Origin of the sequence: Pseudomonas sp. BBP2017 (assembly GCF_003024385.1) — a bacterium.
Classification (GTDB): Bacteria; Pseudomonadota; Gammaproteobacteria; order Pseudomonadales; family Pseudomonadaceae; genus Aquipseudomonas.
Genome location: NZ_PVZN01000025.1, coordinates 22221 through 46090 on the forward strand (window position 1 = coordinate 22221; position 23870 = coordinate 46090).

General features: G+C 61.8%; 21 protein-coding genes and 1 pseudogene. 8 read left to right on the plus strand and 14 right to left on the minus strand.

Features of this window, described 5'->3' with window-relative positions; all coding sequences use genetic code 11:
* Positions 1 to 3 precede the first annotated feature (3 nt).
* Entirely contained in the window at positions 4 to 1173 is a 1170-nt protein-coding gene (gene ampC, locus C6382_RS22325) for a class C beta-lactamase (protein WP_107026486.1), read from the minus strand.
* Between the two features lie 130 nt (positions 1174 to 1303).
* Between ampC and C6382_RS22330 the strand changes: the two genes are divergently transcribed.
* Positions 1304 to 2227, plus strand: a complete 924-nt coding sequence (locus C6382_RS22330) for a LysR family transcriptional regulator (RefSeq protein WP_107026487.1) — start codon at positions 1304 to 1306, stop codon at positions 2225 to 2227.
* A 25-nt stretch (positions 2228 to 2252) separates the two neighbouring features.
* Here C6382_RS22330 and C6382_RS22335 read toward each other — a convergent pair whose 3' ends face one another.
* The 3 genes from C6382_RS22335 to C6382_RS22345 all read right to left on the minus strand — a co-directional run bounded on the left by C6382_RS22335 (position 2253) and on the right by C6382_RS22345 (position 5960).
* Entirely contained in the window at positions 2253 to 4865 is a 2613-nt protein-coding gene (locus C6382_RS22335) for a DUF4132 domain-containing protein (protein ID WP_107026488.1), read from the minus strand.
* 3 nt (positions 4866 to 4868) lie between these two features.
* Positions 4869 to 5267 (minus strand): hypothetical protein, encoded by a 399-nt coding sequence (locus tag C6382_RS22340; protein ID WP_107026489.1) that lies wholly within the window; start codon positions 5265 to 5267, stop codon positions 4869 to 4871.
* A 273-nt stretch (positions 5268 to 5540) separates the two neighbouring features.
* Positions 5541 to 5960 (minus strand): hypothetical protein, encoded by a 420-nt coding sequence (locus C6382_RS22345; RefSeq protein WP_107026490.1) that lies wholly within the window; start codon positions 5958 to 5960, stop codon positions 5541 to 5543.
* 301 nt (positions 5961 to 6261) lie between these two features.
* Here C6382_RS22345 and C6382_RS22355 point away from each other — a divergent pair, with 301 nt between their 5' ends.
* Positions 6262 to 7404: a DUF1624 domain-containing protein gene (locus C6382_RS22355; RefSeq protein ID WP_256589178.1), complete on the plus strand. Its 1143-nt coding sequence runs from the start codon at positions 6262 to 6264 to the stop codon at positions 7402 to 7404.
* 7 nt (positions 7405 to 7411) lie between these two features.
* Here the strand turns inward: C6382_RS22355 and C6382_RS22360 are convergent, their stop codons facing one another.
* Positions 7412 to 8140, minus strand: a complete 729-nt coding sequence (locus tag C6382_RS22360; RefSeq protein WP_107026493.1) for a thioredoxin family protein — start codon at positions 8138 to 8140, stop codon at positions 7412 to 7414.
* Between the two features lie 240 nt (positions 8141 to 8380).
* Here C6382_RS22360 and C6382_RS22365 point away from each other — a divergent pair, with 240 nt between their 5' ends.
* Together C6382_RS22365 and C6382_RS22370 are read left to right on the plus strand one after the other, a co-directional pair.
* Complete coding sequence (locus tag C6382_RS22365; protein WP_107026494.1) at positions 8381 to 9031, plus strand: cytochrome c; 651 nt, start codon at positions 8381 to 8383, stop codon at positions 9029 to 9031.
* Positions 9028 to 9939, plus strand: a complete 912-nt coding sequence (locus C6382_RS22370) for a c-type cytochrome (protein WP_107026495.1) — start codon at positions 9028 to 9030, stop codon at positions 9937 to 9939. Before C6382_RS22365 ends, C6382_RS22370 begins: the two co-directional genes overlap by 4 nt.
* A gap of 55 nt (positions 9940 to 9994) precedes the next feature.
* On the opposite strand, the gene C6382_RS22375 is transcribed toward C6382_RS22370, so the two are convergent.
* Positions 9995 to 10426 carry a hypothetical protein gene (locus C6382_RS22375; protein ID WP_107026496.1) on the minus strand — a complete coding sequence of 144 codons (432 nt, stop codon included), beginning with the start codon at positions 10424 to 10426 and terminating at the stop codon, positions 9995 to 9997.
* A gap of 155 nt (positions 10427 to 10581) precedes the next feature.
* Between C6382_RS22375 and C6382_RS22380 the strand changes: the two genes are divergently transcribed.
* Entirely contained in the window at positions 10582 to 10869 is a 288-nt protein-coding gene (locus C6382_RS22380) for a hypothetical protein (RefSeq protein ID WP_038609908.1), read from the plus strand.
* 60 nt (positions 10870 to 10929) lie between these two features.
* Here the strand turns inward: C6382_RS22380 and C6382_RS22385 are convergent, their stop codons facing one another.
* Positions 10930 to 12180 (minus strand): aspartate aminotransferase family protein, encoded by a 1251-nt coding sequence (locus tag C6382_RS22385; RefSeq protein WP_107026497.1) that lies wholly within the window; start codon positions 12178 to 12180, stop codon positions 10930 to 10932.
* A gap of 201 nt (positions 12181 to 12381) precedes the next feature.
* Between C6382_RS22385 and C6382_RS22390 the strand changes: the two are divergent.
* Positions 12382 to 12863 (plus strand): annotated as a pseudogene (locus tag C6382_RS22390) (PaaI family thioesterase).
* A gap of 18 nt (positions 12864 to 12881) precedes the next feature.
* Here C6382_RS22390 and C6382_RS22395 read toward each other — a convergent pair.
* From C6382_RS22395 to C6382_RS22405, 3 genes are all read right to left on the minus strand, one after another.
* Positions 12882 to 14030, minus strand: coding sequence for a M14-type cytosolic carboxypeptidase (locus C6382_RS22395; RefSeq protein ID WP_107026498.1), 1149 nt, complete (start codon positions 14028 to 14030; stop codon positions 12882 to 12884).
* 49 nt (positions 14031 to 14079) lie between these two features.
* On the minus strand, positions 14080 to 14592 hold the full coding sequence (locus C6382_RS22400; RefSeq protein ID WP_107026499.1) for a DUF4880 domain-containing protein: 513 nt from the start codon (positions 14590 to 14592) through the stop codon (positions 14080 to 14082).
* 450 nt (positions 14593 to 15042) lie between these two features.
* Complete coding sequence (locus C6382_RS22405) at positions 15043 to 15372, minus strand: DUF6124 family protein (RefSeq protein ID WP_107026500.1); 330 nt, start codon at positions 15370 to 15372, stop codon at positions 15043 to 15045.
* A 131-nt stretch (positions 15373 to 15503) separates the two neighbouring features.
* On the opposite strand from C6382_RS22405, the gene C6382_RS22410 reads away from it, so the two are divergent.
* Positions 15504 to 16163: a LexA family transcriptional regulator gene (locus C6382_RS22410; protein WP_107026501.1), complete on the plus strand. Its 660-nt coding sequence runs from the start codon at positions 15504 to 15506 to the stop codon at positions 16161 to 16163.
* Between the two features lie 111 nt (positions 16164 to 16274).
* On the opposite strand, the gene C6382_RS22415 is transcribed toward C6382_RS22410, so the two are convergent.
* Genes C6382_RS22415 through C6382_RS22430 form a run of 4 tightly spaced genes read right to left on the minus strand, consistent with a single transcriptional unit; the run spans position 16275 to position 21835 of the window.
* On the minus strand, positions 16275 to 18230 hold the full coding sequence (locus C6382_RS22415; protein WP_107026502.1) for an acetyl/propionyl/methylcrotonyl-CoA carboxylase subunit alpha: 1956 nt from the start codon (positions 18228 to 18230) through the stop codon (positions 16275 to 16277).
* A complete protein-coding gene (locus C6382_RS22420) occupies positions 18227 to 19042 on the minus strand; it encodes a gamma-carboxygeranoyl-CoA hydratase (protein ID WP_107026503.1) in 816 nt (271 codons plus the stop codon). Before C6382_RS22420 ends, C6382_RS22415 begins: the two co-directional genes overlap by 4 nt.
* 2 nt (positions 19043 to 19044) lie before the next feature.
* The gene (locus C6382_RS22425) at positions 19045 to 20652 is read right to left on the minus strand and encodes a carboxyl transferase domain-containing protein (RefSeq protein WP_107026504.1); all 1608 of its coding nucleotides are present in this window, start codon (positions 20650 to 20652) and stop codon (positions 19045 to 19047) included.
* A 19-nt stretch (positions 20653 to 20671) separates the two neighbouring features.
* Positions 20672 to 21835, minus strand: a complete 1164-nt coding sequence (locus C6382_RS22430) for an isovaleryl-CoA dehydrogenase (protein WP_107026505.1) — start codon at positions 21833 to 21835, stop codon at positions 20672 to 20674.
* A 225-nt stretch (positions 21836 to 22060) separates the two neighbouring features.
* Between C6382_RS22430 and C6382_RS22435 the strand changes: the two genes are divergently transcribed.
* Entirely contained in the window at positions 22061 to 23734 is a 1674-nt protein-coding gene (locus C6382_RS22435) for an AMP-binding protein (protein ID WP_107026506.1), read from the plus strand.
* The last annotated feature ends 136 nt before the right edge of the window (positions 23735 to 23870 follow it).

Sequence of the window (23870 nt, forward strand, 5' to 3'; positions counted from 1 at the left end):
TTGTCAGTGGTCCAGTGCGGTGAGAATCGCATGGGCCACTTTGATCCGCTCGGCATTCGGGTAGTTCTTGTTTGCCAGCAGTACGATACCAATGTGTTTCGATGGTACGAACAGCACGTAGGCGCCAAAGCCGTTGGTTGAGCCGGTCTTGTTCAGCAGCGTGTTGTTCTGCAGTGGCTGGGCCGGTTTCAGCCAGGTCACCCGGTGCGGTTCGAGTGTCATCGCAGTGGAGTTCCCCGCCAGCAACTGATCCAGGCTGACCGGGTAGCGATACTGCTCCCAGCCCAGGCCCTGGGTCATTTCGCCTACGCGGTAATAGCCGGTCTGGGTTGTGGCGATGGCCCGTTGCAACGGCGCGCTGAGGCTTTGCGGCTGCAGGTTCGCCTCGACAAAACGCAGCAAATCGGCGGACGTGGTTTTCAGCCCGTAGGCTTCGGCATCCAGCGGTCCCGGACCGACCCGCACGGCTTGATCGTCCTTGTCATAGCCCTGGGCGTAGTGGCCCATTTGTGTCGCAGGCACCTGAACAAACGTGTGCTGCAGGCCCAGTTGCGGGAGCAGCTGCTTTTGCATCAACTCCACGAACGGGGTGTCCAGGCTTTTTGCTGCCAGGTAACCGAACAGGCCCAGGCTCGGGTTGGAGTACAGCCGGTGCGTACCGGGGGCATAGTCGGCTTTCCAGTGGCGGTAGTAGCCGAGCAGCGAGGCCTGGTCCTTGACCCGTTCGGGGAACTGCAATGGCAAGCCGCCAGCGCTGTAGGTCCCTAGGTTGAGCAGGGTGATGCCATCGAAGGCGCTGCCCTTCAGTTCAGGCCAGTGTTTGCTGGCTGGATCGCTGAGCGACAGCTTGCCGTTGGCTTGGGCGTAGGCTGCGAGGGTGGCGGTGAAGGTTTTGCTCACCGAGCCGATCTCGAACAGCGTCTCGGCACTGACGGGTTGGCCGCTGTGTTTTGACGCTTCCCCGTAGTTAAGGTAATGCTGCTTGCCGTTGACGCTGATGGCGACGGCCATGCCCGGGATGGCCTGTTGCTGCATCAGCGGGTGGATTGCAGCGCTTACCGTCGACTCCAGTTGTGCTTCGGAAAGGGGGCTTGCGATACTCTGGCCGGCAGCGATACAAAGTGTTACAGCTAACAGAATCCCTGGCTTAACCTTGGTTTTGTAATGCGTCATCAGACACGGTTCCATGTGGATTGATAGAGGGTGGCCCGGCTGCAGCAGGGACCGCCAATCTAGGCGCTTTGTGGTTGCGCGACAAACAATGATATTTCGCAGCAGGTATTAGAAAAACTAAGGAAAGCAAGTGATTCGGCCGCATTTACCTCTCAATGCGTTACGTGCCTTTGAGGCCTCGGCGCGGCACTTGAGCTTTACCCGCGCGGCGATCGAGCTGTGCGTGACCCAGGCGGCCGTCAGCCATCAGGTCAAAAGCCTCGAAGCCCAGCTCAAGGTCACGCTGTTCAAGCGCCTGCCCCGTGGCCTGATGCTCACCAGCGAGGGGGAAACCCTGTTGCCGGTGTTATGCGAAAGTTTTGACCGCATCGCCCAGGTCCTGGACCGTTTCGAAGGTGGACACTACCGTGAGGTGCTGACGGTGGGGGCGGTGGGTACCTTCGCCGTTGGCTGGCTGTTGCCACGCCTGGCCGACTTTCAGGCGCGCTACCCCTACATCGACCTGCGCCTGTCCACCAACAATAATCGCGTGGATGTCGCCGCCGAAGGGCTCGACTATGCCATCCGTTTCGGCAGTGGGGCCTGGCACGGTATCGAGGCCATGCCCCTGTTCGATGCACCGTTGTCGGTGCTGTGTACGCCGCAGATCGCGGCGCAGTTGCGCTCGCCGGCAGACCTGCTGCAGCAGACGTTGCTGCGCTCCTACCGGGCTGAGGAGTGGAATGAGTGGTTCCTGGCCGCAGGAATGCCCGCTACCAGCCGACCCACGCGCACGGTGGTCTTCGACTCTTCACTGGGCATGATGGAGGCGGCACAACAAGGTGTTGGCGTGGCCCTGGCACCACCTTCGATGTTTGAACGGCTGTTGGCCAGTGGCGTAATCCACCAGCCGTTCGCCGTGAGCATCAACACCGGCAGCTACTGGTTGACGCGCTTGCAGTCGCGCGCCGAGAGCGTGGCGATGCTGGCGTTCAAAGCCTGGTTAGCCAGCACCGTGATGGCCGGGCAGAGTGCTCGGCAACAGGGCCCTGGCAGCGCTGGTGCAGGTCAGTAGCTGAGCGCTGAAGGGCACTCCCGGATCAGTCAAGCGCCAGCTGGCGGGTGATGGCCGGGTCACTGATCGTGTCATCATCGATCAGCAGCAGGGCCTTGGACAGGATAATCGACAGCATGGCATCGCCCTCGAAGGGCAAGTACTGTGGAGTGGACTGAGTGCGCGCTTTGGCATCGGGGACGATGCACAGGTACTGATCGTTTGGCAGCATCAGAATGTTGCTTGAGCCCAGGTGAATCTTGTAGCTGCGCAGTTTTCCGGTGACTTCGAGGAAGCGCCCGTGCAGGGCCCATTTGCCCTTGAGACGGGTCATGCGCGGCAGCAGTTTTTCCAGAAGCTGCTTGCGGGTCTGGGCGGTGGCACCCAGTTCACCGAACGAATGCTGCTGCCAGTAATCATGCAAGCGGACATCAGGCCCGCTGTCGACCCATTGCGGATCGTTGGCCAGCGAAGCGACACCGACAAACAGGTCGATGTCGCGCATGACCTCACTCAACACTAGTGGCGGCACCTGGTCCAGCGCCAGCGCGGTATCTTCGCCTTCGAGGGCGTAGAAGCGCACCTGGTCTGTGCCCAGGTGCAGGAAGGTGCCGGATTCATTGGTGTCGACGCCGAAGTTGTCGCCCATGCCATCGACCTGGAACTCGGCGCGCAGGCCATAGGCCGGCAGCTCGCGAATGGCCGGCGGGTAGCTGTCGTCGACCAGCAGGCGCAGCGTGTTGCGCCAGCCGCGGCCAGTGGCCAGGGCATGGAACTGGTGCTGACGCAGAATGTGGGCGGCGAAGCGGTTGGAGTAGGTCGCAGTGCGGCGCTCGGCCTCGGTCAGCAGGTAGACCTCGCGGTGCGCCTGCTTGAACGGTTGGGTGATCTGCAGGGCTTCGATGCGCTCGCGCCAGGCGAGGACCTCTTCCAGCGTTCGCTCGATGGGGTGCCAGAGACGCACTTCAGCCGCGCTGGAAAAACTGACGTTGCGGCCGTCCAGGGTCTGCAGGCCACCGTCGGCGAACAACACCGCAAGGCACTGGCCGTCTTCGCGGATCTCCCAGATCAGTCGCCGGGCCAGGGTGCCGACCAGCGGGTGATCGAGGTAGCGCTGCTGCCATTGTTCGAGCGGCCAGTGCTTTTCCAGCAGGAACAGGGTGTCCAGGCGCACCGCCTGGGCGGTGAGCATGAGCGCGATGTCTTTGGCCGCGGCTTGCAGTTCCTTGAGTGCTTCAGGGCATTCGGCTTTGACCTTGGCCGGCACCGATTTCTGTGGCGTACCGTCGGCGTGAAACCAGTTCAGGCTCACCGTCTTGCCGTCGACGCGCAGCTCGGCCAGGTAGGCACCGTCGGCCAGCTGTTCGCGGCGCAGGCCAACCTGCTCCAGACCGTAGCTGGGTACGCTGAGCTCTTCGATCTGGTCACGGGGCAGGGCGAGCGTTTCGGCGGCGCTGGTGAAGGCTTTTTCCAGCTCTTTCTGGGCGCTGTTGAGTCTGACCCGGGCCTTGAGCAAGGCCAGCTGGCCAACGGCCTCGGTCGTCGCAATCGACGCCAAGGCATACACCGCAGTGTTGCCGACCTTCGGTGCCCGGGCACCGATGCCGCGGACTTTGCGGTAGGCGCTCAAGGCCACCCGCGCGAGTGCCCGGGTCAGCTCGCGGTCGGCCAGCATCGGTGTCATCCACAGCAGGCCACGCAGTATCGTGGCGTTGCCTTCGCTCATGCGTGCGCGATCATCAATCTCGTTCCAGCGGTCGAAGAGCAGCGCTGCGGTACGACCGCCATCGATGCGTGCGAACCAGCGCAACAGGGCAGCGCGCAACGGCGCTTCACCGACGTCCGCCAGTAGCGCGCGGGCGTGTTTGAGCCACTTTGCCGAAGGCCGCGCCGCAGTGGCGGTACTGGCTTGGCGCAGCAAGGCCAGCCAGGGTTCATGCTGATCGACGGGCAATGCCTGGAGTTCGTTGACCGCCAGTTGCGTCCAGTGTTCGCAGGGCACCAGCAGCTGCCAGACGCCGTTGCCCAGCAGTGGGTCGAGCTTTGCCTCCAGGTGTTCGGCGATATTGCCGTGGCAGACCGCGTTGCCGTAATGGTCGCCATCGGTGCATTGGCTGCGCAACAGCCTGAGCAGCTGGCGTAGCGGGTCAGGCATTGGCAGGTGCTGCCTGGCAACGGCCCAGTTGACCACCGTGAGCATCGGCACGACGTGGTCATAGGCGAAGCGGTAGCTGGTAATCCACTGCAATACCGGCACGGCCACCTGTTCAAGCACCTCGTCGGTTTGCATCAACAGGCTGATCAGCGCCGGCATGATCCCTTTGTCGAAACTGTGGGTGAATTCATAGTTGATTGCAGCGCTACTCAGGCCGCCATCGTAGGCCACAATCCGTTCTATCAGCGCCAGAACCAGACGCACGCGTTGTTGCGGCTGCGCCAGGGTCTGCACGGCGGGCAGTTCGCCCAGCGCCTGGTAGATCGCCTCGGGACGGCCGTCAATGGTCTGCAACAGCGGCAGCAGTGTGCTGACCAACTGGTGTTCGTGGCGCAGCTCGCTACTGGCCAGCAACGGATAGCCATCCGGAGCGAGGTGCTCGACACCACCGAGGTCGGTTTGCGGGATGTCGTGGACAACAGCCTGAAGTTGCTCGAGTGCCATGGCTCAGCCGCCTACCAAGGGAGTGAGTTTGATGAAGCTGGCCACGCTGTCATGGCGGATGGTCAGGATATCGTCGAGGTGTTCGGCCTGTTGTTCATCCAGGAGGATGACGAAACCGTTGCGTTCGAAGGCCTGGCAGGCAATGTCGGCCTGTTTGCGCCAGTCCACGGGCCGCTGTTCGGTCATCTGGCGCGCACTGTTGAGGGTTGCCTCCAGTGCGCTGGCAACGACCAGGCATTGGCGCTGGTGGCTGTCTGCGCTCTGGGTATGCAGCAGGACTTCCTGGTGCACACGCTCGCGGATCAACTGGCGCACAGTAATGCTGGCGCTGGGGAAATGCAGGGCAAAAGCCTCGAAGACTTCCCCCGAGACGGATTCGTCGCGCACGGTGAGCGTTGCCATGGAAACTCCCTTTTCTGGCATGAAGCGTGGAAGGCGGGCAAAAGGGTAGCAGGTCGGGCAAGCGGATTCGAAAGTTCTGTGCTTACAACCAGGGCAAAGCCCCCGCAGGGGTACAGCTCACTGATGGCAATGTGTTGCGTTATAACGTTATTGTTTGTCGTGAGTCGTTCATGTCCCCCAGTCACTCCCGCTTGCAATCGCGGGCGAGACCACTGCGATGCTGGCGTTCAAGTCTTGGTTATGTAGCGCCTCGGCAGCCGAACTGGAGCCCGCTTAGAGCGGCATCGCTTGCAGGATGATGGCCGCAAGAAACAGCGCCAGCGCCAAGCTGATGCCAATCAGCGGGATATTGAACCAATAGCGTCGTGCAAGCAGCGTCATGCTGGCCAGGTACAACACGCCCAGAGCGAGCAGAAAACCGTCTTGCAGTAACGCCAGCGGCGCCGCCAGGGCCAGGTAGCCATAGATCAGGCCAAACAGCATGGCGCCGAGGCTATGGCTGGCATTGAAACCGAGCCAGGCGCGCCAGACGGTGGTCTGGCCGGAGATCTTCGGTGCAACCTGCTTCATCCGCTCGGCCAAGCCCGGGTCGCGGGGCTGGAACTTGTGGGTGGCGAAAGTGTAGACGAGGTGCAGGGTACCCAGTAACAGAACGATGGCGGCGCTGGTGCAGATCAGCAGTTGAGCGGTCATGGACAATCCTTGTTCAGTGGGCTGCCAGCTGGGGCGGGTGCAAGGGTAGCAGGTCTACCCCGGGATTCCGAAGCGTCTGTACCTACAGCTAGGAATTTTCCCGGGCACGAAAGAACGCTGCTGATGATCTTCCATCAGAATCAACTGATGGTGTGTGCGGTGCTGGCGCAGCGTTACGCTGCCCGCGCCTGAGTCGGTAATTCGCAAGTCAAGCCCGCAGAGAGGTCAAAAACCTGTTGAAGCGGACTTGCCCAGCAACAAATATGTTATGTTATACCGTTATTCATGCCGCGAGTCACCCATGTCCTCCCGTCACTCCCGCTTGCAATCGATCGACGCCCTGCGTGGCTTGGTGATGCTCTTCATGCTCCTTGACCATGTGCGCGAAACCTTCTTCCTGCACCGCCAGGTCAGTGATCCGGTGGATGCCCTGAGCGTTGCCCCCGAGCTGTTTCTCACCCGCCTGCTCAGTGCCCTGTGCGCGCCGGTGTTCATCTTTCTCACCGGGCTGTCTGCCTGGCTCTACAGCCAGAAGCACAGCCGCCGGGACACCTCGTTGTTCCTGCTCAAGCGCGGACTGTTCCTGGTGCTGCTGGAGCTGACCCTGGTCAACCTGGCCTGGAACGCTACCTTGTTGCCGCAAACGCTGTGGTTGCAGGTGATCTGGTGCATCGGCCTGTGCATGATTGTTCTGGCTGGCGCGCTGTATTTGCCGCGCGGGGTGTTGCTGGGCGTTGGCGCCTTGATCGTGGCCGGGCACAACCTACTGGATTCATTGGTGCTGAGTCATGAATCACCCTGGTTTATACCTTGGGCGATCCTGCATCAGCGGGAATTTATCGACCTGGGCGGCGTCACCCGTGCCCGCACCACGTACCCGGTGCTGCCATGGATCGGCGTAATCCTGCTGGGCTGGGGCGCAGGCCCCTGGTTTGCCCAACGCATGGGCCCGGCACGGCGGCTGAAGCTTTTGATGAGCTGGGGCGGCGCGCTGCTGCTGGCGTTCGTCGCCATCCGTTACCTGAATGTCTACGGCGAGCGGCCATGGCTCGCCACAGGTGATGCCCTGCGCACCACCATGAGCTTTCTCAGTGCGCGCAAGTATCCGCCGTCGCTGATGTTCCTGCTGCCCACCCTGGGCATGTGCCTGGTGCTGCTGGCGCTGCTGGAGCGCTATCAAGCCCGACCCTGGGTGCCGCTACTGGCACTGTTCGGCGCTGCGCCAATGTTCTTCTACTTGTTGCACCTGTACGTGCTCAAGGTCCTGTACCTGATAGCTGCGGCGCTGTGGGGGTTGAACCAGGGCGATTACTTCGGTTTCGATCAGCTCGCCAGTGTCTGGTTGTGCAGCCTGCTGCTGGCGATGCTCCTGTATTACCCGACGCGCTGGTTCGCAACGCTGAAACAGCGGCGTCGGGATGTGGCCTGGCTCAAATACTTCTAAGCCCTGCTCACTCGTGGCAGCAGTGGGGTGTGTCGGCTTCGGCCCCTTCGTAGCGGTCGTGATGGCGCACCCAGTCCATGGTGCCTTGTTCATTACGGCCTTTGGGCATCAGGTCGAGGAAGTTGTACGCGCCGACGAGGATGTCCAGGCCTCGGGCATAGCTTGAGTAGGTGTGGAAGATCGTGCCGTCGGCATCGCGATAGAACACGCTCAGGCCGGGCAGTTCGGTTTCATTGCCCGCGTAGGGTTCGTAATTGTACTGGCTGTTGCCATCGTCGCTGACGCTGACACCAAACTCCCGGTTGAAGGGGCTGGCGTGGGACGAAACCCACGGAAACTTCCAGCCCATGCGTTGCTTGAATGCCTGGAACTGGGCAAACGGCGCCCGCGATACAGCCACCAGCGAGACGTCGTGGTGGGCCAGGTGCAAGTTGGCGCCGTCGAAGTGGTCGGCCAGGAACGAGCAGCCGCCGCAGCCTTCGCTCCAGCCCTCGTCGAACATGAAGTGGTAAACCAGCAACTGGCTGCGGCCGGCGAACAGGTCGGCCAGGCTCAGGTGTCCCTGCGGGCCTTCGAAGCTGTAATGTTGCTCAATCCGTACCCAGGGCAGGGCGCGGCGGGCGCGGCTGAGCTCGTCGCGCTGATGGGTCAGGGCCTTTTCATGCAGCAGCAACTGTCGGCGGGCACTGAGCCATTCGCTGCGGGAAACCACTTGCGGGTTGCGGTAGTTGTCCATGGTCACGCTCCTGCGGGGAATGTACTCATGGTCGTCCGGGCGAGGGCGAATTCGACAAGGTGGGTTCAACACCAATGCCCGACTGATGAGCGGTAATGGTACGGCGCGAGCGAATCGATTCAGTTGGCGATTTGCCATTTTCTCGGCCGGTTCAACGTTGTCGCTGACGGTGGATAGGCCTACTATCCTTAGGCTTATGAAAAATAAGCCTAAGCTTATAACAAGAAAAAGGAGCCCGTGATGATCCCGCTGGATCGAATCCTGATGAGCAGCCTGCTGCTGTTTTCCGTTACCGCCGTCAACGCCGCAGACGGTCAGAAAATCTTCAGCCAGGGTGGCCAGAACCCTGCTGCAATGGCCTGTCTGGGCTGTCATGGTGTCGACGGCAAGGGCATGGCCGCGGCGGGTTTTCCGCGTCTTGCCGGGTTGCCGGCGGCTTACCTGAGCAAACAACTACACGATTTTCGCAATGGCAGTCGCAAGAACCCGATCATGGAGCCCCTGGCCAAAGCCCTCAGTGATGAAGAAATCCTGGCCGTGACGAGCACCCTGGCGGCCATGCCCAGCGAGCCGGTGGCAGACACCCGCAGGCAACAGATGGCCGCTAACAGCACGCAGAAACTGGCCTTGTACGGTGACTGGAACCGCCAGATCCCTGGTTGTGTGCAATGTCATGGGCCAGGCGGTGCCGGGGTAGGCGAGCATTTTCCGCCGTTGGCGCATCAGCCTGCCGCCTACCTGGTGGCGCAACTCAATGCCTGGCGCGACGGCAGTCGCAGCAACGACCCTAACCAGCTGATGGTGGGCGTCGCCAAGGCCATGAACGATGAGGAAATCAAGGCGGTGGCCGACTACTTTGCCCACCCCGCCAGCCAGGAGGTCAAGCCATGAAGCCGTTTATGTTCGCCGCCCTGGCTTTGGCCCTGAGTAGCGCTCACGCCGCCCCCATTGCCATGGACGACCAGTCGCAACTCAAGGTGCCAGCGCCTGGCAGCGCTCCGGGTTTTGTTCCGCCGGCGGAAAGCGAATTGCCGGACAACGCCTTCGGCAAGATGGTTCGTGAGGGCCATGCGCTGTTCGTCGATACCAAGCGGTTGATGCCGGACAAGGTCGGTAATGGCCTCAATTGCAGCAACTGTCACCTGGATCAGGGGCGTTTGGGCAATTCGGCGCCGCTTTGGGGCGCGTATCCGATGTACCCGGCGTATCGCAAGAAAAACGACAAGGTCAACACCTTTGCCGAGCGTATCCAGGGCTGCTTCCAGTTCAGCATGAACGGCACGCCGCCGGCCGCGGACAGCGCGCAAATGACGGCGTTATCGGTGTATGCCTACTGGCTGGCGAGCAAAGCGCCGATAGGTGTGGAAACCCCAGGGCGTGGCTATCCCGAGGTGCCACAGCCGGCTCAGGGGTATGACTTCAAACGTGGAGAGCAGGTGTATCAGCAGCAGTGTGCGATCTGTCACGGTGCCGAAGGGCAGGGACAGAAAGTCGCGCAGGACTACGTGATGCCGCCACTCTGGGGCAAGGACTCGTACAACTGGGGCGCGGGCATGCACCGGATCAACACAGCGGCGTCTTTTATCAAATACAACATGCCACTGGGCAAGCCTGGCAGCCTGAGCGATCAGCAGGCCTGGGATGTCGCCGCCTTCATCAACCGTCATGAACGGCCGCAGGACCCGCGGCTGGTAGAGGGCTCGATCGAGAAGACACGGGTCAAATACCACGCCAATGATGGCGTCAACCTGTATGGGCAGAAGGTTGAGGGAGTGCTGATCGGTAAAGGCGTCTTGTAGAGATGCTGCGCGGTGGAGCCGTCTGCAGCGCCGCAGACCTCCACCGCCGTGGCGATCAATCGCCCGCTTGCGCCTGCAACAGCAGTTGCCCGTCAACCTCTCTGACCAGACCACTGGCCAGCAGCAACGGCACCAGGCGCTTGTGCAACTGAGGCTCGACGAAGGCGCGCAAGGTATCGAGGTCAAGATTGCCCAGCGCCGGCAGCTCAGCCTTGCTGTACGACAGCCAGGCTTTTTTCAGCACCATCAGCACGTCGCTACCCGAGGTGGTAGCAAAGCGCCGATGCAGTTTTTGCCCGGCCAGCTCGAAACTGTGTGCGTGCTCATAACCCGATTCGTCGCCGGCCGTTGCCAGGCAGCGGCTGCAACGGCAGGGACCGTCGCCGAAGGCCTTTTCCAGGTAAGTGTTGAAATCCACCACGGGCTTGAGGCCCAGGCGCTTGTCGACTTCGAACAGGTCCGAGGTCAGGTGTTGTTCAGCGGTCAATGTATTTTCCCTGAATAGTCTTGGCGGGGGCGCACAATACCAGTGTTTGGCGCTGCCGGATGTCGAAGCGGACGGGATTTTTCCGTGACACTCCATTACCCTAGGCGCCCGCGTGCGTCAGCAGACGCCGATCTATCCGTCGTTGGAGTTCAAGCATGTACAACTACACAGCCACCGTGACCGTCAGCGATGACCTGCACGATGACGTCGAAGCGGTGGAAAACGTCGCGATCCGGGTCGGACTTGAGGCGGTGACTGAAACCCTGAAAAAAGTGCATTTTGTCGGCACCCTGGCAGCACCCGACAAAGCCACGCACATCTGCGTGACCCTGGACAACGGCCTGAGCTACTACGGCCCGATCGTCAATGGCCACGCTGAACTGGAAGGTGGCTGGATCGCCTTCGAATGCGACATGCTTACCCCACAGGAACTGGGCCTGTAACGCCCCTGCGCTAATCGCCCTCAGGCCGGCAGCGCAGACCACAGTCCCCCATTCCCAAGGTCAACGCAGCTCGGCCAGACAACGCTCGAGAATATCCAGGCCTTCATTGAGCAGTTCAGGCTCGATGGTCAGCGGCGCGAGCAGGCGGATGATGTGTCGCGCCTTGCCGCTAGGCATCAGCAACAGGCCGGCGCTCCTGGCCGATTCAAGCAGTTGCGCCAGCTGTGCCGGGGCCGGTGCGCCGTTGGCATCGACCAGTTCAATCCCGCGCATCGCCCCGGTACCGGTCAGACGCCCCAGGTAGGGCGACAGTTGTTGGGTCTGCCAGCGTTGGTAGCGGCTGACAATTGCGCTTTCCTGCAACTCGCCCCAGGTGGCGAGGTTGGTGTCAGTCATTGCCTCCAAAGTCGCCAGGGCGGCTGCGCAGGCCATGGGGTTGCCTGAGTAGGTGCCGCCCAGGCCACCTTTGGGCAGGCTGTCGAGCAGCTCCTTGCGGCCCACCACCGCGCCCAACGGCATGCCGCCTGCGATGCTCTTGGCCAGCAGCAACAGGTCCGGCTCGATCCCCAGGCGCGGGAAGGCAAAGCGCTGCCCGGTACGGCCGAAGCCGGACTGAATCTCGTCAGCAATGATCAGAATCCCATGGCGATCGCAGAAGCTGCGTAGCGCTTGGGCAAAGGCCGGTTCCATGGCCAGGAACCCCGCTTCGCCCTGCACCGGTTCGACGATCACGGCAGCCACTTCATTGACATCGATCTCGACGCTGAACAGGCGCTCCAGGGCTTGCAATCCCTGCTCGCTGGTGACTCCGCTGTCGACGCTGGGGAAGGGCAGGTGGTACACCGGCCCCGGCAGTACCCCGAGCCGTTGCTTGTAGGGCGCGACCTTACCGTTGAGGTTCAGGGTCGCCAGGGTGCGGCCGTGAAAACCACCGTCAAAGGCGATGATCGCTGTCCTGCCAGTGGCGGCGCGGGCAACTTTCAAGGCGTTTTCCGCTGCTTCCGCACCACTGTTGGTGAGCATTCCGCTCAGCGGGTAGGAAACCGGTACGAAGTCGGCCAGGCGCTGCATCAGGTCGAGGTATGGCTGGTGCCCGGCAGCATTGAAGGCGTAGTGCGTCAGGCGTGTCGCTTGTTGCTGGATAGCCGCGACTATACCTGGGTGGCAATGGCCCAGGTTCAACACACCAATACCGCCGACAAAATCAATATAGCGTTTGCCTTCGGTATCCCAGACCTCAGCATTTTTGCCGTGGGACAGGGTTATCGGGTGAACGACTGAAAGGGACTGGCTGATGTATTCGTGGCTCATGTGCACGCGGCCTCTGGCAAGTTAGGCTGGTATCTAAACGAGACCGCAGGCTTGAGCGCAAACGAATTAAATGATTGCAATGATTCCTGTAATTCTGGAAGTTTTGCCGCAGGCGCGCCCATGACCTGTTCATGGGCTTTTGCGTTTCACGGCGGTACTATCGGCAACGCTTTCCCTCCAAAACAGACAATCAGGAAGCTTATGAGCAACTCTCTGTTATCCGTTCAGGAACTGGCCGCGCCCGAGGGCGTCTGCTATGGCTGCGGCTGCTCCCATCCAAGTGGTTTGCACCTGAAAAGCCATTGGCACGATGACGGTGTCCATCTGATCAGTCGGCACTCGCCCGACAGCACGTTTCTCGGCTGGCCCGGCCTGGTGTATGGCGGCTTGCTGGCCATGCTGGTCGATTGCCACTCCAACTGGACCGCCATGGCTTACCACTACCGCGCCGAAGGCCGCGAGCCGGGTAGCCTGCCGCGTATCGACTGCGTCACCGGGCAACTCAGCCCACGCCCATGGGCGTCGAGCTGCTGCTCAAAGCCCGGGTCGAAGGCGAGGTAGGGCGCAAGAGCCGGGTGATCTGCGAAGTCTGGGCCGACGATGTGCTGACCGTGAGCGCCGACTCGGTGTTCGTCCGGGTCGACACCGAGAAGCTCAAGCACAAAGCCCACGGTCAGGCCTGAGGCCGCGCTTGGCGCGCCTCAGCGCAGGGTGCCGACCATTTGCCCCAGTACGTCCAGCACGGCGTTGGCCAGCGTCTTTGAACGTTGGCCGTTCCAGCCGGTATGCGGATTGGGCGCATCGTCGTGGTCCTTGAACGGCATCTCCAGGGTCAGCGACAGGCAATCATAAGCCTGGCCGACGCTGTTGGCGCCCAGGGTCAGGTTGGCCTGGCCCGGGGCCGAGCGTGGGTAACCATGGACCTGCTGGAAATCGGCCGTGCGCTTGCACAAGCCGTCGCGGAAGGTTTTTTCCAGTGCTTCGATACGCGCAGTGAAACCGGGGTTGCCTTCGCAGCCGGCGGTGAAGACATGAGGGATCTCCTCATCGCCATGCACGTCGAGGAACATATCGACGCCATGCTGCTTCATCTGTACCTGGGCGAACAGCACTTCCGGGCTCTTGTCGATGCTTGCGCTCTGCCAGGCGCGGTTGAGGTCCTGGCCGGCGGCATTGGTGCGCAGATGGCCGTGCAGCGCTCCATCCGGGTTCATGTTGGGGATCAGGTACAAGTCGGCTTCCTGCAGCAGGGCCTGCACGCTCGGGTCATTGTCCTGCAGGCGATCGATTACACCCTCCATGAACCACTCGGCCATGTGTTCGCCCGGGTGCTGCTGGGCAATGATCCAGATCTTGCGCTTGCCGCTGCCACCATCGCCTGCGTGCAGCAGTTGAATGTCACGCCCTTCGACGCTCCGACCGGTGGCCAGCAGTTCGATGCCAGGCAGGCTGATAGCGCGTTCGATCAACTGATTATGGCGGGCGCGGGGGTAGGGTTCGAAATAGGCGAACCAGGCCTGTGGCTGCTCGGCGTTTAGCTCGAAGCTCAGGGCTTTGCCGTCAAACTGGGTAGGCACCCGGAACCAGCTCTGCTGATCGTAAGACGCTACCGCCTGATAACCCGTCCAGGCTTCGTTGTAGGAAGACTGGCCGGCGTTCTCCAGGACAAAGCTGTGCGCCTGGCCTGGTGTCAGGCCACTGGCCTTGAAGTGAAACCACTGAAAATGATCGCTGCGGGTGTCAGGACGAATCGCCAGGCGCACATGGCGCGGGTCGCTGGCATCGTTGATCAGGATATTGCCGGAATCGAAATTGCAGTCGATGTGCAGAGGGGGCAGCGTCACAGTCATCACCAGGCTCCAGATAGAGTTGTTGTGATGCCCACTCTACACGCCTGGATCAGGACCAGAAACCAATCGCTGCCAATGCTGCCAAGGCAAGGCCGATGGCCACCGAGCAGCCGCCGATGGACAGCGCCGCGCGAGGTTGACGATACCAGGCGTCATGGCCCAATTGCCGCGCCGGGGTCAGCAGGGTGCGCCAGCGCAGTTCGGTGGCGTGGAAGGCTTCACGGTGTTCGGGAGCGGCGTCCAGCCAGCGGCGAAAATCAATGCGCTCACTGGCGGTGACCTGTGGACTTTGCAGACGTACGTACCACTGGCCGGCCAGGCTCGCCAGCATGTCACGCTCCGGGCGCACGCTCTGCAGGGCCTGGTTCATGTGGCGTTCCACCGTCAGCGCAGGCAGGTCCAGGCGCTCGGCGATGGCGGCAAAGCTCAATTGGTCGAGGCGGCTGAGCAGAAAGACCTGCTGGACACGACGCGGCAACTTCTTCAGTTGTAGCAGCAGGGTTTCGTCAGTCAGGTCCTGGGAGTGGGGGTGATGTTCAAGGGGCAGCAACAGACGGGTCATGTACAAGCTCCTTGCTCAATAGAGGGAATGGGGGCGTCCTCCGTGACGCGATGTCAGCTTAATAGTAATGAGATTGTTTCTCAAGTGCTGATTCTGCAAAGCGTTGTTACTCGCTTCACCACGCGACATTCATTTGCTATCATCGCGGCCATTCAAGCAACACCCGCCTTCATTAGCCTGAAGAGCCAAAAAAAAAGACCCGGCAAAAAGCCGGGTCAAAAACCGTGATTAGCCTGATGAGGAGATAATCTGAGAGTCCGACCTAAGGGCTTTCAGGTTATCCAACCAGTCTCGCGACCAGTTGCAAGCAATAATAATCGTTATCATTTGCAAGTCAAATGAATTTTCTGTCATTCCGTAAAAAACTTTTACCGAATGCGCTCCCTCGTTCAATGAACGGCGCTAGCGCCGTTATCGCAGCGACTCCCCACGTTTACCTCTCCATACCTTTCAGGGCCGCTGATGCGTCGGCATGTGTTCGAGTACCGTTCTGGCTGTATTGATCATGTGCACCACCGCCAGCGCCAGGTCCCGCTGCGTGCCCTGCAAGCCATTGGCCGACTCGTGTGCCGTGGCTGCGGCCCAGCGCAGTAGCTGGGTCGCATGCTCGGTGGTCTGGGCTTCATTGAGGCCCTCGCGTGGCACCAGCCAGCTGGTCTGTGCCGGCTCGGCGGGTGGGCTTGGGTTGAGGTAGAAATCCAGTGCACGCCGGGCGGCGTCACTGTTGCTCAGGGACTCGTTGTCCAGCGGGATATCCTTTTCAGAAGGTGTCTGTTTCATGCGGCGGCCTGCCTTGTGAATGAGCAATGATCGGTCACGGCAAATGTTAATACGTTTTGTAGTTGCTACTAATCTTTAAATACTACAATTTGTGTATTGAGCGCCATGGGGCAGTCCGTATCGTGCCAGCGATGGATAATTGGACTGATCTGGTTAAAGCCAGGATGCGTGAAATAAACCTCACGCAGGAAAAACTCGCCGAGCGCATCGGCTACACGCAAGGCGCCGTGGGCCATTGGCTGCGCGAGAAACGACAGCCGAAACTGCGGGTGCTCAACCAGATTCTGGTGGAAGTGGGGTTCCCGCCGCTGCAGATGGTGTATCCCCACCAGCTGCGGGAAAACAGCGGTGTTTATGAAGCAAACGCTTTTCCTGTTGCCGTGACCGGTGCTGACGGCCAACGGCACGAATTGTATTTTCGCTACCCGATTCTGGGCTGGGACAGTGTCGGCCCGGCTGAGGTGCCAGAGGCCGCCGAGCGCCAGGCAAGTGATTATGCGGCGCAGGGGCGAGGGTTCTGGTTACGTGTCGAAGGTGATGCGATGACCGCGCCGATGGGCTTGAGTGTGCCGCAAGGCATGTTGATTCTGGTCGACAGCGGTATCACCGCCGCGCCCGGCAAGCTGCTGATCGCGCGCTCGCCGGACAACACGGCGACGGTGTTTCGTCAGTTGATCGAAGAGGGTGGTCAGCGCTATCTGAAGCCGCTTAACCCGACCTACCCCAAAGCGCTGTTTACCGAGCAGACTGAAGTACTAGGTGTGGTGGTGCAGGCATTGGTGAAGTTCTGAAGGTGGGAGCAACTGTCTGTGGGAGCGGGCTTGCCCCGCGATTACGGTCTGTCAGCCAGATCGCATCGCGGGGCAAGCCCGCTCCCACCGTAGTTGCTCCCGGTAAGGCCCTCAGGCCTCCGACAGTTCCACCAGTACAGCCCCTTCACTGACCATCTCGCCTTCCTGGCAAAACAGCGCTTTGATCGTCCCCGCCTGGGGCGCACGGATGCTGTGTTCCATTTTCATCGCTTCCAGTACCACTAGCTGAGTACCGGCCTCTACCTCCTGACCGACTTCCACCAGCACCCGCACGATGCTGCCGTTCATGGGCGCGCTGAGGCCGCCCTGGTGGCTGTGGCTGGCATCGGCCTCGGCAATCGGATCGTAGGGCGTTACCGCGTGCAGCTCGCCGTCCCATTGCAGGTACAGGGTGGCGCCACGGCGGATCGCCAGGTGCTGGCGGCGCACACCGTTGTTCTCGATGAGCAACTGCTCGCCTGCAAGCTTTAAGGCCGGCGCCGTGGTGTGGGCCAGACTCAGCGCCTGGTTCTGGCCATTGCTGTTCAGGTGCAGGCTGATCTGCGCCGCTACCCCGGCACGAAAACCGCTGTTGGCCGCCCAGGGCGAATGGCGGTCATCGAGGCGCGGTGCCAGTGGCTGGCTCTGGATGTACGCTTCGCCCGCCGCCTGCCAGAACAGCGCCGGTAAGGGCTGCGGTGCCGGTAGCAGTTGTTCCTGATAGCGCGGGATGAAGCCGGTATCGAGCTCAGCGCCGGCAAACGCCGGGTGAGCCAGAATGCGGCGCAGAAAGGCGATGTTGGTCTTCAGGCCACCAATGGCAAACTCGTCGAGCATCGCCAGCAAGCGCAGGCGCGCCTGTTCGCGGGTCTGACCCCAGGCAATCAGCTTGCCCAGCATCGGGTCGTAGAATGGCGAAATGCTGTCGCCCTCACTGACGCCACTGTCGACCCGGCGTCCTTCGCCGGGCGCCGACTCGCGATACAGTGCCAGGTGTCCGGTGGCGGGCAGAAAATCGTTGGCCGGGTCTTCGGCGTACAGCCGCACTTCGATGGCATGGCCGTTGAGCGGGACCTGATCCTGGGTGATCGGCAACGGCTCGCCACACGCCACACGGATCTGCCAGGCCACCAGGTCGAGACCGGTGATGGCCTCGGTGACCGGGTGCTCGACCTGCAGGCGGGTGTTCATCTCCATGAAGAAGAACTCGCCACGCGCATCGAGCAGGAACTCCACGGTGCCCGCACCGACATAACCGATGGCCTGGGCGGCCTTGACCGCAGCCTCGCCCATGGCCTGGCGCTGGGCGCTGCTCAAGCCCGGGGCCGGGGCTTCTTCGACGACTTTCTGGTGGCGGCGCTGGATCGAGCAGTCGCGCTCGTTAAGGTACAGGCAGTTGCCGTGTTGGTCGGCAAACACCTGGATCTCGACATGACGTGGCTTGAGTACGTATTTTTCCACCAGCATGCGCGCGTCGCCGAACGAGGACTGCGCTTCACGCTGGGCTGAGGCCAGGGCCTCGCCGAGCTGGCTTTCGCTGTCGACGACTTTCATGCCCTTGCCGCCACCGCCGGCGGTGGCCTTGAGCAGCACTGGATAGCCGATTTTCTCGGCAGCGGCGCGGAAGGTTTCCAGGTCCTGGGCTTCGCCGTGATAACCCGGCACCAGAGGCACACCGGCTTGCTCCATCAGGGCCTTGGCCGCCGACTTGCTGCCCATGGCGTCGATGGCGCTGGCCGGTGGGCCAAGGAAGATCAGCCCGGCCTGTTCGATGGCGCGGGCAAAGCCTGCGTTCTCGGACAGAAAGCCGTAGCCCGGGTGGATCGCCTGGGCGCCGCTAGCCTTGGCAGCAGCCAACAGTTTGTCGATGTCCAGGTAACTTTCAGCGGCTTTGGCGCCGCCCAGGTCAACACGGATATCGGCTTCGCGGCTGTGCCGGGCATCGCGGTCGATGGCGCTGTGCACGGCGACGGTGGTCAGGCCCAGGGCCTTGGCGGTGCGCATCACCCGGCAGGCGATTTCGCCACGGTTGGCAACCAGCAGGGTGGTCAATGGCGTGCGGGTCATGTGCGCTCCTTGTTCGACGATTCGGCCTGCCAGGCCGGGCTGCGTTTTTCCAGAAAGGCGCGCAGGCCTTCCTGCCCCTCGGGGCTGACCCGGATACGGGCGATGGCGTTTTCGCAGTAGCGGCGCAGTGCCGGGGTCAGTTGCCCATGGCCGACTTCACGCAGCAGCTCTTTGCTGGCGCGCATGGCTTGCGGGCTGTTGAGCAGCAGGTTGTCGATCCACTGGTCGACGTACTGCTCCAGCTCCGCGGCCGGATAAGCTTCGGCCAGCAGCCCCAGCTCGCGGGCGCGCTCACCGCTGAAGCGTTCGGCGGTCAGGGCATAACGGCGCGCGGCGCGTTCGCCCATGGCCTGCACCACGAACGGGCTGATCACCGCAGGCGCCAGGCCGATGCGCACTTCCGACAGGCACAGTTGCGCGTCAACGGTGCCGATGGCCATGTCACAGCAACTGATCAGGCCCAGCGCGCCGCCGAAGGCGGCACCCTGGACCACGGCCAGGGTCGGCACCTTGAGCTTGGCCAGGTTGTACATCAGCTCGGCCAGCTCGCGGGCATCGTCGAGGTTGGTGTTGTAGTCCAGCGCCGCCGACTGCTGCATCCAGGCCAGATCGGCACCGGCACTAAAGTGCCGGCCACGGCCGCGCAGGAGGACAAAGCGCAGGCTGGTGTCGGCACCGAGCTGGTCGATGGCCAGGATCAGCTCGCGGATCATCTGTGCGTTGAAGGCGTTGTTCTTGTCTTCCCGGCTTAGCCACAGGGTGGCGAAACCACGGGGGTCCTTGATCAGTTCAAGGGTAGTGAAGTCGCTCATGGTCACATCCGGAAAATGCCGAAACGGCTTTGTTCGATCGGTGCGTTGAGGGCGGCGGACAACGCCAGGCCAAGAATCTCGCGGGTTTGCGCCGGGTCAATGACACCGTCGTCCCACAAGCGGGCGCTGGAGTAGTAGGGGTGGCCCTGATGCTCGTACTGGTCGAGGATCGGCTGCTTGAGCCGCGCTTCGTCCTCGGCGCTGAACAGATGGCCGCTGCGCTCGCTCTGCTCACGCTTGACCTGGGCCAGCACGCCGGCGGCCTGCTCAGCGCCCATCACGCCGATGCGCGCGTTCGGCCACATCCATAGGAAACGTGGGTCGTAGGCGCGGCCACACATGCCATAGTTGCCCGCACCGAAGCTGCCGCCAATGATCACGGTGAACTTCGGCACCTGGGCGCAGGCTACGGCGGTTACCAGCTTGGCGCCGTGCTTGGCGATACCACCGGCCTCGTATTTCTGACCGACCATGAAGCCGGTGATGTTCTGCAGGAACAGCAGCGGAATGCCGCGCTGGCAGGCCAGTTCAATGAAGTGCGCGCCTTTTTGCGCGGCCTCGGCGAACAGAATGCCGTTGTTGGCCAGGATCGCTACCGGATAGCCGTGCAGGTGAGCAAAGCCACACACCAGGGTGGTGCCGAACAGCGCCTTGAACTCATCGAACACCGAGCCGTCCACCAGGCGCGCAATCACTTCACGCACATCGAACGGTTGCTTGGCGTCGGCCGGTACCACACCGTACAGCTCTTGTGCGTCGTACAACGGGGCAATCGGCGCTTGCTGGGTCAGTTTGCCCAGCTTGTGCCAGTTGAGGTTGGCCACGCAGCGGCGGGCGATGGCCAGGGCATGCTCGTCGTTGTCGGCATAGTGGTCGGCAACGCCACTGGTCTTGCAGTGCACGTCGGCGCCACCGAGGTCTTCGGCACTGACCACTTCACCGGTCGCCGCTTTGACCAATGGGGGGCCGGCGAGAAAGATCGTCGCCTGCTGGCGGACCATGATCGCCTCGTCGGCCATGGCCGGCACATAGGCGCCGCCCGCGGTGCACGAGCCCATGACCACGGCAATCTGCGGAATCCCCAGGGCACTCATGTTGGCCTGGTTGAAGAAGATCCGCCCGAAGTGTTCGCGGTCCGGGAACACTTCATCCTGGCGCGGCAGGTTGGCGCCGCCGGAGTCCACCAGGTACAGGCAGGGCAGGCGATTCTGCAGGGCGATGGCCTGGGCGCGCAGGTGTTTTTTCACGGTCAGCGGGTAATAGGAGCCGCCTTTGACCGTGGCGTCGTTGGCCACGATCATGCATTCGACACCTTCGACCCGGCCGATCCCGGCGATCACGCCCGCAGCCGGAACGTCTTCGCCATAGACCTCATGCGCCGCCAGCTGGCCGATCTCGAGGAACGGCGAACCGGGGTCGAGCAGGCGGTCGATGCGTTCGCGCGGCAACAGTTTGCCTCGCGAGGTGTGGCGCTCCTGAGCCTTGTGGCCGCCGCCCTGATGGACCTTGGCCAGCAAGGTACGTAGAGCCTGGACCTGTTCGAGCATGGCCGCGCTGTTGTCGGCGAATTCGGCCGAGCGCGGGTTGATCTGAGTGTGCAGGGTAGCCATGGGCGCGTTGTCCTTGTGCTCAGCGGGTTTCGTTGAACAGTTCGCGCCCGATCAGCATCCGGCGGATTTCGCTGGTGCCGGCGCCGATCTCGTAGAGCTTGGCGTCGCGCAGCAGGCGACCGGCCGGGAACTCATTGATATAGCCATTGCCACCGAGGATCTGGATCGCTTCGAGGGCCATCTGGGTGGCGCGTTCGGCGGTGTAGAGAATCACCCCGGCAGCGTCCTTGCGCGTGGTTTCGGCGCGATCGCAGGCCTGGGCCACCGCATACAGGTAGGCGCGGCTGGCATTGAGCTGGGTGTACATGTCGGCGATCTTGCCCTGGATCAGCTGGAACTCACCGATGCTTTGCCCGAACTGCTTGCGGTCGTGGATGTAAGGCACCACCAGGTCCATACAGGCCTGCATGATCCCGGTCGGGCCACCGGAGAGCACCACGCGCTCGTAGTCCAGGCCGCTCATCAGCACTTTCACGCCGCCGTTGAGCACGCCAAGGATGTTCTCCTTTGGCACTTCGACGTTGTCGAAGAACAGCTCGCAAGTATTGGAACCGCGCATGCCCAGCTTGTCGAACTTGTTGCTGCGGCTGAAGCCTTTCCAGTCACGCTCGACGATAAACGCGGTGATGCCGTGAGGGCCTTTGTCCAGGTCGGTTTTGGCGTAGATCACATAGGTGTTGGCGTCGGGGCCGTTGGTGATCCAGGTTTTGCTGCCGTTGAGGACGAAATGGTCGCCGCGTGCTTCGGCGCGCAGCTTCATCGATACCACGTCGGAACCGGCGTTGGGCTCGCTCATGGCCAGGGCACCGATGTGCTCGCCGCTGATCAGTTTGGGCAGGTACTTGGCCTTCTGTTCAGCGTTGCCATTGCGGTTGATCTGGTTGACGCAGAGGTTGGAGTGGGCGCCGTAGGAGAGGGCGACCGAGGCCGAGCCACGGCTGATTTCTTCCATCGCCACCACGTGGGCCAGATAGCCCAGGCCGGCGCCGCCGTATTCTTCGCTGACGGTGATGCCGAGCAGGCCCATGTCGCCGAACTTGCGCCACATATCGGCGGGGAACAGGTTGTCCTGGTCGATCTGCGCGGCGCGTGGCGCCAGCTCGGCAGCAACGAAGGACTGCACCTGGTCGCGCAGCATGTCGATGGTTTCGCCCAGGGCGAAGTTCAGGGTCGGATAATGCATGCGGGCACCTTCTATTGTTTGTTCTTGGAATTTATCGCGGGGCAAGCCCGCTCCCACAGGTCCGTGGGAGCGGGCTTGCCCCGCGATCAGCAACCACCTTTACGTTAACGTAAACCTGAGCTGTACGACTGTCAATCTCGTCATGACCTTTACGTTAACGTAAATATGCGCCAGAGTAAGAACCGCTTGAATCAGCTCCCAGAACAACCACAACAAGGGATCGCCATGAATCAACCAAGCTATACCCAGGGGCGTCAGGACAAGCCCTTGCTGGCCATGACTATCGGCCAGGCGTTTGACAATACCGTGTCACGTTTCGCGGATCGCGAAGCCCTGGTGGTGCGCCACCAGCAACTGCGCTACAGCTGGCAACAATTGGCTGACAGCGTTGACTGTCACGCCCGGGCGTTGATGGCCCTGGGCCTGAAGAGTGGCGATCGCTTGGGCATCTGGGCGCCGAACTGCGCGCAGTGGTGCATTGCCCAGTTCGCCACAGCGAAGATCGGCGTGATCCTGGTCAACATCAACCCGGCCTATCGCACCAGCGAACTTGAGTATGTGCTCAAACAGTCAGGTTGCCAGTGGCTGATCTGCGCCGGGGCATTCAAAACCTCCGATTACCACGCCATGCTCGCTGAACTGCTGCCCGACCTTGCCGGGCAACAACCCGGGCAACTGAGCTGCGAACGCCTGCCGGAGCTGCGCGGGTTGATCAGCCTGGATGCCACGCCGCCTGTGGGCTTCCTGCCCTGGGACGGGTTGGCGACACTGGCCGGGCAGACCACTGCGGCCGACTACCAGGCCCGTCAGCACAGCCTGCAGTTCGATCAACCGGTGAACATCCAGTACACCTCCGGTACCACCGGCTTCCCCAAGGGGGCGACCCTCAGCCATTACAACATCCTCAACAATGGCTACATGGTCGGTGAAAGCCTGGGCCTGAGCGAGCAGGACCGCATGGTGATCCCGGTGCCGTTGTACCACTGCTTCGGCATGGTCATGGGTAACCTGGGCTGCGTCACCCATGGCAGCACCATGATCTATCCCAATGATGCCTTCGACCCCTTGCTGACCCTCGGCACGGTTGCTGAAGAACGGGCCACCGCCTTGTATGGCGTGCCGACCATGTTCATCGCCATGCTCGATCACCCTCAACGTGGCGATTTCGACCTGTCGAGCTTGCGCACCGGAATCATGGCCGGTGCCACCTGCCCGATCGAGGTGATGCGCCGGGTCATCGAGCAGATGCACATGAGTGAGGTGCAGATTGCCTACGGCATGACTGAAACCAGCCCGGTGTCCCTGCAAACCGGGGCCGATGACGAACTGGAACTGCGGGTAACCACGGTAGGGCGCACCCAGCCGCAGCTGGAGAGCAAGATTGTCGACGAGCAGGGCAGCATCGTCCCGCGTGGGCAGATAGGTGAACTGTGCACGCGCGGTTACAGCGTGATGCTTGGCTATTGGGGCAACCCGCAGGCCACCCATGAGTCCATCGATCCGGCCGGCTGGATGCACACCGGTGATCTGGCGACCATGGATGAGGCGGGTTATGTCTGCATCGCCGGGCGCAACAAGGACATGATCATTCGCGGCGGCGAGAACATCTATCCGCGTGAGCTGGAGGAATTTTTCTTCACCCACCCGGCAGTGGCGGATGTGCAGGTGATCGGCATCCCCGATGAGCGCTATGGCGAGGAGATTGTGGCCTGGATCAAGTTTCACCCCGGCCACAGCGCCACTGAGATCGAACTGCAGCAGTGGTGCAAGAGCCGCATTGCTCACTTCAAGACCCCGCGACACTTCCGCTTTGTCGATGAGTTCCCGATGACGGTGACCGGCAAGGTGCAGAAGTTCCGCATGCGCGAAATCAGTATCGAAGAACTCTGCAGCCGCTGAAATCGCGGAGCAAGCCCGCTTGTGTCTATGGCCGGAAGTAAACTCTAGGGTGAGAGAGGTGGATGGCAAGCTGTGAGTCCGCGGTGCTTAAAGCACGAGTGGGAGCAAAGCTGCCATCCACCTTTCCACTCTGGCC